Source organism: Kaistia sp. UC242_56, assembly GCF_044452255.1.
Classification (GTDB): Bacteria; Pseudomonadota; Alphaproteobacteria; order Rhizobiales; family Kaistiaceae; genus Kaistia; species Kaistia defluvii_A.
Window position 1 is genome coordinate 1,646,488 of the sequence record NZ_JBIOAN010000002.1, and the last position, 12,395, is coordinate 1,658,882.

Annotated in this window: 11 protein-coding genes; 3 read left to right on the forward strand and 8 right to left on the reverse strand. The window is 68.4% G+C overall.

Going from position 1 to position 12,395, the window contains the following annotated elements:
- Positions 1-80: 80 nt before the first annotated feature.
- Positions 81-1,028: a formyltransferase family protein gene (locus ACHMWQ_RS10430; protein WP_396307408.1), complete on the forward strand. Its 948-nt coding sequence runs from the start codon at positions 81-83 to the stop codon at positions 1,026-1,028.
- 3 nt (positions 1,029-1,031) lie between these two features.
- Here ACHMWQ_RS10430 and ACHMWQ_RS10435 read toward each other — a convergent pair whose 3' ends face one another.
- From ACHMWQ_RS10435 to ACHMWQ_RS10450, 4 genes are all read right to left on the reverse strand, one after another.
- A complete protein-coding gene (locus ACHMWQ_RS10435; protein WP_396307409.1) occupies positions 1,032-1,457 on the reverse strand; it encodes a DUF1284 domain-containing protein in 426 nt (141 codons plus the stop codon).
- Entirely contained in the window at positions 1,454-2,035 is a 582-nt protein-coding gene (locus tag ACHMWQ_RS10440) for a biotin transporter BioY (protein ID WP_396307410.1), read from the reverse strand. Before ACHMWQ_RS10440 ends, ACHMWQ_RS10435 begins: the two co-directional genes overlap by 4 nt.
- 16 nt (positions 2,036-2,051) lie before the next feature.
- Positions 2,052-2,732 (reverse strand): HAD family phosphatase, encoded by a 681-nt coding sequence (locus tag ACHMWQ_RS10445; RefSeq protein WP_354547895.1) that lies wholly within the window; start codon positions 2,730-2,732, stop codon positions 2,052-2,054.
- Between the two features lie 198 nt (positions 2,733-2,930).
- The gene (locus tag ACHMWQ_RS10450; RefSeq protein WP_396307411.1) at positions 2,931-4,370 is read right to left on the reverse strand and encodes a VWA domain-containing protein; all 1,440 of its coding nucleotides are present in this window, start codon (positions 4,368-4,370) and stop codon (positions 2,931-2,933) included.
- Between the two features lie 199 nt (positions 4,371-4,569).
- Here ACHMWQ_RS10450 and ACHMWQ_RS10455 point away from each other — a divergent pair, with 199 nt between their 5' ends.
- Positions 4,570-5,694 (forward strand): site-specific DNA-methyltransferase, encoded by a 1,125-nt coding sequence (locus ACHMWQ_RS10455; RefSeq protein ID WP_354547898.1) that lies wholly within the window; start codon positions 4,570-4,572, stop codon positions 5,692-5,694.
- 71 nt (positions 5,695-5,765) lie between these two features.
- Here ACHMWQ_RS10455 and ACHMWQ_RS10460 read toward each other — a convergent pair whose 3' ends face one another.
- From ACHMWQ_RS10460 to ACHMWQ_RS10470, 3 genes are all read right to left on the reverse strand, one after another.
- On the reverse strand, positions 5,766-6,674 hold the full coding sequence (locus ACHMWQ_RS10460) for an NAD(P)/FAD-dependent oxidoreductase (protein WP_396307412.1): 909 nt from the start codon (positions 6,672-6,674) through the stop codon (positions 5,766-5,768).
- Positions 6,664-7,125, reverse strand: a complete 462-nt coding sequence (locus tag ACHMWQ_RS10465; RefSeq protein ID WP_266332956.1) for an Rrf2 family transcriptional regulator — start codon at positions 7,123-7,125, stop codon at positions 6,664-6,666. The genes ACHMWQ_RS10460 and ACHMWQ_RS10465 overlap by 11 nt, the downstream gene beginning before the upstream one ends.
- A gap of 73 nt (positions 7,126-7,198) precedes the next feature.
- Positions 7,199-7,813, reverse strand: coding sequence for an HAD family hydrolase (locus tag ACHMWQ_RS10470; RefSeq protein WP_396307413.1), 615 nt, complete (start codon positions 7,811-7,813; stop codon positions 7,199-7,201).
- Between the two features lie 359 nt (positions 7,814-8,172).
- Here ACHMWQ_RS10470 and ACHMWQ_RS10475 point away from each other — a divergent pair, with 359 nt between their 5' ends.
- Entirely contained in the window at positions 8,173-11,256 is a 3,084-nt protein-coding gene (locus tag ACHMWQ_RS10475; RefSeq protein WP_396307414.1) for a hypothetical protein, read from the forward strand.
- Positions 11,257-11,298: 42 nt separating this feature from the next.
- Here ACHMWQ_RS10475 and mutY read toward each other — a convergent pair whose 3' ends face one another.
- The gene (mutY, locus tag ACHMWQ_RS10480; RefSeq protein ID WP_396307415.1) at positions 11,299-12,390 is read right to left on the reverse strand and encodes an A/G-specific adenine glycosylase; all 1,092 of its coding nucleotides are present in this window, start codon (positions 12,388-12,390) and stop codon (positions 11,299-11,301) included.
- Positions 12,391-12,395 lie beyond the last annotated feature (5 nt).

Below are 12,395 nucleotides of genomic sequence, written 5' to 3' on the forward strand. Positions count from 1 at the left end.
CGCAACGGTAACGGTGCGTTGCCGTTGTGTAAACCGGCGGCTCGCGAAGCCGCTGGTTCCTGGACCGGAAGGGGGCTCGCTTGGCCCTGACGGCACTTTTACTGGGTAGCCCGTCGGTTGCCCCGGCGGCGATCGTCGCGCGCTGGCTGGCCAACGGCCACACGATCGCGGCCTTCTGGACGGCCTCGGGCAAGGAAGACCTCTGGCGATTCGACCGGAAGCTCGGACGGGTCGCGCCGCAATGGTCGATCGGCCGTCAGCTGAGGGCGGCGGGGGTGCCGATCATTGAGGTCCCGAGCCTCCGCCTCTATCCGGACCGGGTGCGGCTGGCGCGAGAGGCGAGGGCCGATGTGCTGATCTCGGCCTATTTCCATCATCTCATTCCGCCCGACCTGCTCGATCTCTTTCCCGGCCGCGCCTTCAACATCCACCCCTCGCTGCTGCCGCGCTACCGGGGGCCGACGCCGCTGCCGGGCATGATCCTTGACCGTGCGACGGATGCGGCAGGGGCGACGCTGCATCTGCTCGACTCCAATTTCGACACGGGCGCGATCGTCGCGCAGACGCCGGTAGCCTTTCCGAAGGAGCCGCCCGCGGACAGCTATGCCGTCGCGCTCGCCCATGCCGCCGCCAGGCTGGTCGATCAGATTCCGGCCTTCCTGGAGGGCAGGATCGACGCCCGTCCACAGGACGAGGCCGCGGCATCCTATGTGAAGGTGGTTCCGGCCAAGTCGTTCGTCGTCTCGTCGGATCTGACGGCCGACGAGATCGCCTGGCGCTGCGGAATGATGCCCTATTTCCGGCCGCCCGCCGTGCGCGACCTGCCGGGCCGCGACGCGATCGGCTTTGACCGCGTGCTGGGGCCGAGGACCGGCGCGCCACCGCGTGCCCGGCGGTTCTCCGGCGAGTTCGACGCATCCGATGCCCGCGTGCGCGTGCGGCTACGTTGGAGCGGCTGGCGGCGGCTGGAGCGATGGCGGTTCTTCATGCGGCTGCGGCGAAGCCCGGTCACGCCACCCACCGGATAACGCTCAGGTTTTTGACAGGCGGGTGCCGCGGAACCCGCCGGCGGCGACGCTGTCACAGAGCGCTGACCACTCGCAGCCTCCGCAGGCCGTCCGCGTCGTGCCGGCGGCAAAGGCGGCCTGGAAGCGGGTAAGCGTCATGGCATCGAGCGACAGGCGGAAGCCGTCGGAGACCGGCGTTTCCAGGAGGGCGGAGACAGCCGCCGCGGCCTCCGCGTCGCGGACCAGCACGCTGTCATTGTGGCAATGCGGGTCGTCCGTCGAAAGCAGGGGCGCGCAGACATCGTCCGGGCCGGCAACGATCTCGATATCCTCGCCGCGTGTCAGCCGCGTCGTGATCGCGTCGTAATTGGTGCAGAAGGCCGGCGTGTAGCCCTTGCCGACATAGGTCAGCATGCAGAGCAGGTGATGGGCGCGCAGCCGGACGGTCAAGGCGCCGAGGCACGCCCGCCGGCGAGCCTTCCGATGACGACGAGGGTGCAGACCGCGAGCGCCGCCTTGATCACCGCGCCGACCAGGAACGGCGTGACGCCGAACGCCAGGGCCTTGGCAGGGCCGACGAAGGTCGAAAGCCACAGCGCGCCCGGTACCAGGCAGATCGCCTGCGCCTGCAGGAAGCCCGCGAAGGACCAGGCGATCCGCCTTGTCCAGCCGCGCTCGGCGATCCAGCCGCAGAAGGCGGCGGCGAAGGGGAAGCTTGCGAGATAGCCGGCGGTCGGCCCGGTGAAGGGCGCGAGGCCCCCGGCACCGCCGGCAAGCACCGGCAGGCCGGCGAGGCCGGCTGCCAGCCAAACCAGCACGATCAGCGCCCCGTAGCGCCAGCCGGCCAGCGCGCCGACCAGCATGACCGCATAGGTCTGCATCGTCACCGGGACCGGCACCATCGGCACTGCGATGTAGGACGACGCCGCGAGGAACAGCGCCCCACAGGCGACGAGCACCACGATCTGCGCCGGCGAGCGCTTGGCGGCCAGCAAAGGCACGAAAGCGGGCGACTGCGTGTCGGTCACGTCGAACTCCCGCCGATCAGACGTCTTCGGGGTGCCAGGCGGCGAGCGCCTCGATCGTGGCCGGCAGGTCGCGCATGCGGTTGATGACCGTGATGGCGCCCGCAGCCGTCAGGGCGTCGGCATGGCCGGGCCAGGAATGGGTGCCGCCGGTGAAGCCGACCACGCGCATGCCGGCCGCGCGGCCCGCATGAATGCCGTGGGTCGAGTCCTCGATGACGATGCAGTCCCTGGGGTCGACGCCGAATTCGGCCGCGCCATGCAGGTAGACGTCGGGCGACGGCTTCGGCTGCTTGTTACGGACGGCGACGGCCGAGAAGATGTAGGGGCGGAAGCGATCGTAGAGCCCGGTCTTGGTCAGCGAGATCTTCAGCCGCTCGGGCGAGGAGTTGGAGCAGATGCAGCGCGGGTAGTCGAGCGCATCGAGCATCTCCTGCACGCCGGGGATGATCTGCAGGTCCTTGGCGAGCCGGCGGTCGAGCTCCTTGTTGGTCTCCTCATGGAAGTTCTCGGGCAGCGCGTGGCCCAGATCCGCCTCGATCAGTTTGGAGATGCGGTCCCAGGTGAGGCCGGCGAAGCGGTGCGACATTTCCTCGACCGAAATGTCGTAGCCGATGCCAGCGAGCCGCTCGCTGTCGACGCGCGAGGAGATGATTTCGGAATCGACGAGCACTCCGTCGCAATCGAAAAGAACAAGCATGAAGGACCTTCCGGTCAGTCTGAGCGGATCTCGAAGCGTCGCGAATGGTTCGGACGTGGATCGCGCGTTGCAGGACAGGGCGAGGGCGGGATCGGGTGCAAGACGCGATCTCGCCGGTCAAATACGCGGGCTCTCTATCAGATCGCGGCGAAACTGTCTCGTTCCGATCCGCGCTGAAAAAGGGCCCGGTTGCGGCCTCTAGCGCACCGTGAGAGGCGCGCGGGCGAAGATTGCCGTGCCGTCGCCGGCAATGTAGCGCAGTTCGTAGCTGCCGGGCTCGGCGGGCACGGTGATCGCGACGGTCGGCCGGTCGGGACGGATGCGCGCCAGCGTGACATGCTCGCCGGCCGGCATCTCGGCGCGGGCGATGACGACGTCGTCGAAACGAGCCGCCGGGCCCTTCCAGTCGACCTTGATCTCGCTGCCGGGCCTGGCGGTTGCCGGGCCGTTCAGCGACGCGGACGGCGCATCGACCGTGAAGCCGGCTTTGGCGGCGATCGTCTGGTCGGCGGCCGAGCGGTAACGCACTTCGTAGCGTCCCGGCGCGATCGGCGCCGTGAAGGTCAGGGCGCGGCCGTCCTTGTTCACGCTGATCGCGGCGAGCTTCGTGCTGGCGGCCTCCGGCGCGATCTCGATCACATCCGAAGCGGCGGCCGGTCCGGACCAGGCGACGCTGAAGGGGGCGCCGGCGCCGACGCGGTCCGGTGCGGTGACCGTGGTCGGACGGACATCGACCTCGATCGACTGCGTCGCCAGGATGACGTTGAGCTCGGGATGGTAATAGCGGATCTCGTAGGTTCCGGGTTCGGCCGGGGCGCGCAGCTTGCGGATCTTGCCGTCCTTGGCGACCAGCACGCTGCGGATTTCCGATCCCGCCGGCAGGCCCGGCCAGACGATCTGCACCCGGTCGCCCTTGGCCTTGGGGCCGTCATAGGCGACGTCGAAGACGGCCGACTGGATCACCTTGGCCGGCGCTTCGATATGGGCGGAGGGCAGGTTGGGCGGCGGCGCCTTGGCCGAGGCGAGGGCCGCGGCGAGGCCGCCGGCCACGTCGGTGCCGTCCTTGGCGTTGATGAACTTGCCGCCGGTCTTCTCGGCGAGACAGGCGACGCTCTCGATGTCCTTGTCGTCGAGTCCGAGGCCGATCACCTCGACGGTCAGGTCCTTTGCCCGCTCGGCCAGCGATTCCGCCAGCACGCAGGGATTGGCATCGCAGGCCTCGACCTTGTCGACGAAGACGATGACGGTGGCGCGCTCCTTCTTGTAGTCGAGCGCGTTGGCGGCGCGCTCGACCGCGACGGCGAGCGGCGCCTTGCCGCGCGGCTGCAGCTTGGCGGCGGCCGCGGCAACGATCTCGTTGTTGTTGCGCTGGGGCCGAGCGACGACTTCTGCATCGGTGCAGCTGGTCTTGCTCTTGGCGCCGAAGGCGAGCACGCCGATGCGCGCTTCCGTCGGGAAATCGGCGACCGCGGTCTCGACGCTATCGGCGACGAGATCGATTTTCCGGTCGCGGCCGAGCTTTCCGGCCATCGAGGCGGATGCGTCGATCACGAGCATCACGTCGTCGGCGAGCACGCTGACGCTGGTCGCGCAAAGAAGAGCCAGCGCAGCCGGCAGGGCAAGAAAACCGCGGATCATGATGGCCTCGATGGTGCGGCCCGGCGCCGGGCCCTTTCGACGCCGAACCATAAACCAAGACTTTCGGCGAAACGATGTCGAAGCCGGCAAAAACGTGCAATTTCGTGCGCTTACAATTGATTAACCATGCTTCGTAACGGGTCCTTCACCCTGTTCGCTAACCATAGGCGCATGTTTCGTTGCGTTGGGGAGTTGGGAAATGAAGGCACTTGCGCGGAAGCCGATCGAGGTCGCGAACCAGGCACCCTGGCTCGACACCATCATCAAGGGCGATTGCATTGCCGCGCTGGAGAAGTTGCCTTCCGCGTCGGTCGATCTCGTCTTTGCCGATCCGCCGTACAATCTGCAGCTCGAGGGCGGTCTGACCCGTCCGGATCATTCGGTCGTCGACGCGGTCGATGATCACTGGGACAAGTTCGACAGCTTCGAGGCCTATGACGCCTTCACCCGCGCCTGGCTGCTGGCGGTGCGCCGCGTGCTGAAGCCGGATGGCGCGCTCTGGGTCATCGGCTCCTACCACAACATCTTCCGCGTCGGCGCGATGCTGCAGGATCTCGGCTTCTGGATCCTGAACGACGTCGTCTGGCGCAAGGCCAACCCGATGCCGAACTTCCGCGGCAAGCGCTTCACCAATGCGCATGAGACCATGATCTGGGCCTCGCGCGGGCAGGGCTCGAAATACACCTTCAACTATGAGGCCATGAAGGCCTTCAACGACGACGTCCAGATGCGTTCCGACTGGCTGCTGCCGATCTGCACCGGCGGCGAGCGCCTGAAGGATGGCGACGGCCACAAGGTTCATCCGACGCAGAAGCCGGAAGCGCTGCTGGCCCGGGTGATGCTGGCCTCGTCGAAGCCCGGCGACGTCATCCTCGATCCGTTCTTCGGCTCGGGCACGACCGGCGCCGTCGCCAAGCGCCTCGGCCGTCATTTCGTCGGCGTGGAGCGTGAGCAGGCCTATATCGACGCGGCCCAGGCCCGCATCGATGCCGTCGAGACCGCGCCGGCCGCGGCCCTCGAACTGCTCAAGGGCAAGCGCTCCGAGCCGCGCATTCCGTTCGGCACACTGCTGGAGCGCGGCCTGATCGTACCGGGCGCCGTGCTCACGGATTCACGGGGCCGCCATCAGGCCCGCGTCCGGGCCGACGCCTCGCTCGAATCCGGCGCCATGATGGGCTCGATCCACCGGGTCGGCGCGCTGGTGCAGGGTTTCGATGCCTGCAATGGCTGGACGTTCTGGCACGTCCACCACAATGGCCGACTGACCTCGATCGACGATCTCCGGAAGATCGTCCGCGATGAACTGGCTGCAGCCGGAGGCTGAGCCGACGCCGCGAGGCCCTCGGGTCTCGCGGTGTCCTGACAAGCCGCTGGCGTCCTGGATCCGATCCCGGATCAGGCCGCCAGCGGTTCGAATATCAGCGCCTGGTGCGCGGCCGTGCCGGCCATGACGCCGTCGGCCGAGGCAAAGGTGGCATTGTGCATGCCGCGCGCAATGTCGCCGGCGGCATAGACGCCCGGCACCGTCGTCATCTTCATGGCGTCGGTGCGGATCAAGGGGCCCAGCATGCCTTCCTCGAAGGCGCAGCCAAGCTGCTCGGCGATTCCGCTCGCCATTCGCGTGCGCGAGCCGGTGAAGAGCGCATCAAGCTCGATCACCCGCCCATCCTCAAGACGCACGCCGGAAAGATCCGTCTCCGTTCCCTCCAGGGCCACGACCTTTGCCGGTTCGATCGCGACATCGCGGCGGCGGAGCTTCCCCACCGTCTCGGCATCCGGCATCGCGCCGCCATGGACGAAGAAGGTCGTCGGACCCCAGTCCGGGATCATCAGCGCCTGATGCACCGATTTCTCCATGACGTTGAGCACGCCGAGCCGCTGCCCCTTGAACTCGTAGCCGTGACAATAGGGGCAGTGCAGCACCGACTTGCCCCATTTGCCGGCCAGGCCCGGAAGGTCGGGAAGCTCGTCGACGACGCCGAAGGCCAGCACCAGCTTGGCGGCTTCGAGCCTGTCGCCCTGGCCGAGATCGATGGCGAAGCCGGCGGGGACCGCCTCGGCATGGATCGCCGTGCCGTCGACGAAATGCACGTTCGGATAGGCGAGAAGCTTTTCGCGCGCCTGGGCGATCATGGCGCGGGGCGCGGCGCCATCCTGGCCGAAGAAGCCATGCGAGGCGGCGGCGAAGCGGTTGCGCGGCGTGTGGCTGTCGATGACGGCGATGGAGCGCCGGGCGCGGGCGAGCTGCATGGCGGCGGAAAGGCCGGCATAGCTGCCGCCGATGATGATGGCGTCATACGGCATGGCTGATGTCCTTCTTCGTGCCCCGCTTGGCGAGGTAGCGCTGGTGGAAATCGGCGGAGAGGGCGGCAAGCGTCACCTCGCCGAGGCGCTTCAGCAGAAGCTGCTCGGCATCGTGGAAGGCGCTCTCCAGCGAGGCGTTGACGGCCTGCTCGACGAGGCAGGCCGGGTTTTCGGAACGGTGGCCGAGCGCGAAGACCGGCGGCGAGCCGAGCGCGACATAGATGTCGTCGAGCGTGACCTGGGCGGGGTCGCAGGTGACGGTCCAGCCGCCGCCATGGCCCTTTTCCGAATGGACGAAGCCGGCATCGCGCAGTCCAGCCATGATGCGGCGGACGACGACCGGATTGGTCGACATCATCTCGGCAAGGTGCTCAGAGGTGATCGGTTCGCCGGCCTCGAGCATGTGAAGGAGGACGTGCAGGACGCCCGAAAGTCTGCTGTCGTGTCTCATGAAACAAATAATGTTACATGAGATGCGAAGGTGTCAAGCGGGCTGGATGGGAGGGAGACGGGAAGAGGGCGCGTCAGGAGACCGTGATGCCGTGGCGGGCGAGATCGGCGCGCATCGTCGCCGCGTCGATGAAGCGTTCGGCCTTCCAGCCGGCCGCCCGCGCCGCTTCGACATTGGCCGCGTTGTCGTCGAAAAACAGCGTCGCGGCCGGGGCCAGGCCGAACGTGTCGGCATGTAGCCGGTAGATTTCGGGATCGGGCTTTACCAGTTCGACGCGGCCGGAAACGGTGACGCCGCGAAACAGGCGCAGATAGGGAAAGCGCTCCTGCGCCTCCGTGAAGGTGTCCTCGGCGAAATTGGTCAAGGCGGTGACGTCATGGCCGCTCGAGATCAACTCGTCCAGGATCACCGTCGTCTCTTCCAGCGAGCCGGGCACCATTTCGTGCCAATGCGCCCTCCAGGCGCGGATCAGCGCCTCATGCTCGGGAAATCGGGTCACCAGCTCCGCTTCGCCGTCCTGCCAGGGGCGGCCGCGATCCTGCTCCAGGTTCCAGTCCGGGGTGCAGACCTCGGCGAGGAACTGTTGCCGGGTCGCGTCGTCCGGGATCAGCCGCTTGAAAGGGATCTCGGGATCCCATCGCAGCAAGACATTGCCGATATCGAAGACGATGTGCTGGATTTCGCTCACGGGCGGGTGCTCCTCGCGTCCTGGAATCGTAGGTTCGCAACCACCCTCACCATCTTCTTGACCCTGTGAAGGCGGTCACTGACAATTTCGCATGCCTTAATAATGTTCCCGCTGGCTGGAAGTTCTGCCGTGGCGTAGATTTCGGCCAAAGAAGATTAGCTTGTTTCGTGTCTGGGACCGCGGCTCTTCTCTTCCCTCCTTCGCCGCGACCTTCGCCACGGGATGCTGTTCCGGGAGAGGCGACCATGCTTACGGGCTTGAAGGCGGCGCGGCGGGTGGCTGGCGCGGGATCGGCTATTTCCCGTTCAGGGATGTGGACACGGCGCCTATCGGGCGCCTTTTTGCTGTTGGCGGCCGGCATGGGCTTTGCCGCAGCACCCGCGCAGGCGCAGCAGCAACAGGCGATCGTCGGCCCCGAGGACGCTGTTGTCACCGGCTTCTCCGGCACGGCGGCGGGGCAGGCGCCCAGCGGCGCCGACCCGCTCGATTACCTCGTCATCCCGGCCGATGGCCCCTCCGCCCGCGTCATCGACGTGTCCCGGCTCGGCGCGCAGGGCGGGCTGTCCGAAGCGGCCAAGCCTTTTACCGTCAAGGCCGGACAGGTCGGCCAGGTCTTCGGCGTCGCGCTCGACGATGCGCCGGCGCCTTCGATCTATCTCGCCGCCACCTCGGCCTATGGCCTGTCGATCGGCCTTGCCGATGCGGCCGGCGGCGGCTTCAAGCGCCTGCTGCACGGCCTGCAGGGCGCCAGCTTCCTGCCCAACCAGTTCGGCCCGGCCGAGCAGCGCGGCGGCCCGACCTCGATCTGGCGCGTCGACGGCACGACCGGCCAGGTCGCGCTCTTCGCCAATATCGGCGATGAAGGCGCCAATGCCGCCGCCTCGCTGGGCGGTCTTGCCTACGACCCGCGCAGCCAGCAGATCTTCGTCGCCGACCGCGCGACGGGCCTGATCCACAAGCTCAGCCTCGATGGCGCCGATCGCGGCACCTATGACCATGGCACGGAAGCGCGCCCGGCCAACGGCTTGGCCGAAGCGCCGCTGACGCCGGTCCGCGTCGATATCGCCAGCCAGTCCTTCGATACCGAACAGCCCGCGACCTGGGGCTTCGCCGATCCGGAGCGGCTGGTCTTCGCGCTCGCGATCCATGGCGACCGCCTGTTCTATTCCGTCGCCGCCGGACCGGAGATCTGGTCGGTCGGCATCAACCGCGACGGCTCCTTCGCCCGCGACGCGCGCTTCGAGACCGCCGTCGACGTGCTCGGACCCGGCATGGAGGTCTCCTCCATCGCCTTCGACAATCGCGGCCTGCTCTATGCGGCCGAACGCGCACCGCCGACTGGCGCCTATGATTTCACCAATGTGGCGGAGGGCGGCAACAGCCGCGTGCTGCGCTTCCGGCCGAAGGCGCAGCCGGATTCCGAGCCCGGTCTCTGGCTGCCCATGCCGGAGCAATATGCGGTTGGCCTGCTGCCGGATTACCGCAATGCCGATGGCGGCGTAGCGCTCGGCCGCGGCTATGATTCCAGCGGCCGCATGCAGATGAACGCCTGCGCCGTCACGCTCTGGTCCACGGGCGAGCAACTGCTCGGCGACGCTCCGTCCGTCGAACCCGTCGACGGCCTGCAGGGCAACGACACGCAACTCGTGCTGCCCACCAACGCCCCGCCGACCAACAGCTGGTTCATCGCCTATGGTGACAAGCCGGGCGACAGCGCCTTCTCCGGTCACATGGGCGCCGTCGTCACGCTGCCCTGCGAGGCTGCGCCTGCGCCCGGCCGCCGCGCCGTGGCGCCGCCGCCACCGCCGCGCTTCTCCGAACCGCTGCCTCCGCCGCCGCCGGTACTGCTCGGCTGCCCGGTCGGCACTTTCCTCGTCGGTGACGCTTGCCTGCTGCCGCCCAGTTGCCCGATCGGCACGCGCTTCCGCGATGGCTATTGCGTCGCCATAGGCTGTCCTCCGGACATGATCCGCATCCGGGGCGAATGCCTGCCCCCGCCGATGCATTGCGAGCGCTACGAGACCTTCGTTGACGGGCGCTGCATTCCCTGGCGCTGCCCGCCGGACCTGGTGCGGCTGCCCAACGGCTATTGCGGCTGCCCGCGCGACGAAATCTATGTCCGTGGCCAGTGCATTCCGCAGCGTTGCCCGCCGGACATGTTCATGACCCGCGACGGTCGCTGCCTGCCGCCGCAGGGCTGCCGTCCTCCCATGTTCATGGATCGCAACGGCCGTTGCGTGCCGCCGGTCGGCTGCCGCCCGCCGCTGTTCATGGACCGCTATGGCCGCTGCGTCCCGCCGCAGGGCGAATGCCGCCCGCCGATGGTGCGGGACTTCAACGGCCGCTGCGTTCCGCCGCAGGGCGAGTGCCGCCCGCCGATGGTGCGCGACTTCAACGGTCGTTGCGTTCCGCCGCAGGGCGAGTGCCGTCCGCCGCTGATCCGCGACAACAACGGCCGGTGCGTCCCGCCGCAAGGCGAGTGCCGTCCGCCGCAGATCCGCGACAACAATGGCCGCTGCGTCCCGCCGCAAGGCGAGTGCCGCCCGCCGCTGGTGCGCGACAACAACGGCCGGTGTGTTCCCCCGCAAGGCGAATGCCGTCCGCCGCAAATCCGCGACAACAATGGCCGCTGCGTCCCGCCGCAGGGCGATTGCCGTCCGCCGCAGATCCGCGACAATAACGGCCGTTGCGTTGCCCCGCCGGACACAAGGCCTTGCCCACGCGGCCAGGAGCGGGCCGACAATGGCCGCTGCCGTCCGATTGCCGCCGCGCAATGCCCGGATGGCCAGGTTCGCAAGGGACGGCGCTGCGTTCCGGTTGACGTGCAGAATCCGGACCAGCCGGTTCGTCCTGCGCCTGCCCAGTGCGGGCCGGATCAGCGGCTGCGCAATGGACGTTGCGTCGACATCCAGAACCCCCAGCAGCAGTGCCCCGATGGCACGATCTCGCGCCGCGGCCGTTGCGTGCCGACCGACGCCCAGACCCCGGACCGGAACACGCCCGCCGCCTGCGGCCCGGACCAGCGCCTGCGCAATGGTCGCTGCGTCGACGTCCGGTCCAATCCGCCCCAGCAGGCTTGCCCCGATGGGACGATCTCGCGCCGTGGCCGCTGCATACCGACCGACGTCCAGAAGCCGGATCGCCCGGCTCGGCCGGCGCCGGTCGAATGCGGGCCGGACCAGCGCCTGCGCAACGGCCGCTGCATTGACGTGCAGCCGCAGCGCCAACGCGACAACCGGCCCCAGCAGGATAGCCAGCCGCCGCAGGACAACCGGCCGCAACGGAACCAGCAGCCGGAACGCAAGCGGCCGGATTGCCCCGATGGAACCACCTTCCGTCGCGGTCAGTGCGTGCCGGACCAGCAGGGCGGCGACAACCAGCGGCCGCAGCGGATGATCCGGCAACAACTGGACCAACTGCAGCAGCAACAGCCGCCGCAATAGGTTGACGCTCTGACAGGAAGAATGACGGCCGGTTTCCGGCCGTCATTTCCGTTTGCGGGTGGCTCCCGGGGCGGCCGCTTCGATCGCCTTTTTCATCACGCTGGGCAGCGCTTCATGCGGCAGCTCCGCCGCGCTCGCCCACCAGGAATCGTCCGGGGCGGGATGGGTGTCCGGCAGGCGCGCATGCCAGATGTCGAGCGTCAGGCGGAAATGGGTGAAGACATGGATGACGGGCACGGCGACGCGTTGCCAGTCGGCGTCGAGCGGCGCCGCCTCCGGTCCCTGGGATCGCTCCAAGCCCTGGATCCAGTCCGAGCCGGGTACCTCGGTCATGCCGCCGAGCAGGCCGCGCTCGGGCCGCTTGCGCAGCAGGATGGCGCCATCGGCGCGGATGGCGACGAAGGCGGCTCCGGCACGCTCCGGCCGGTCGGTCTTGGCCGCCTTGCGCGGATAAAGCTCTTCCGTGCCGCGCGCATGGGCGACGCAACCGGTCTCCCACGGGCAGAGCGAACAGGCGGGACGCTTCGGCGTGCAGAGCGTGGCGCCGAGATCCATGATCGCCTGTGCGTAATCGCCCGCCCGCTTTTCCGGCGTCAGCTGCGCCTGCAACGCGCCGATTTCCTTCTTGGCGGCGGGCAGTGGCGTCTCGATGGCGAAGACGCGCGACAGCACGCGCTCGACATTGCCGTCGACGACCGCGGCCGGCTCGTCATGAGCGATCGCGGCGATGGCGGCCGAGGTATAGGCGCCGATTCCCGGCAATTCCCGCAGGCCCGCGGCGCTTTCCGGGAAGCGGCCGCCATGCTCGCGCACCACGGCATCGGCGCAGGCCTTCAAATTGCGGGCGCGCGAATAATAGCCGAGGCCGGCCCAGGCCTTCATGACGTCTTCCGTCGGCGCGGCCGCGAGGTCGGCGACCGTCGGCCAGCGCGCGAGGAACGCCTCGAAATAGGGCTTCACCGTCGTGACGTTGGTCTGCTGCAGCATGATCTCCGAAAGCCAGACCCGGTAGGGATCGGGCTTCACTCCGGCGCGACGTTCGGCCGGCGGCGTCCGCCAGGGAAGCCTGCGGGCATGACGATCATACCAGGCGAGCAGATCGGCGGGACGGGGCGGGCTGACGGGCTGAATCATGCCGG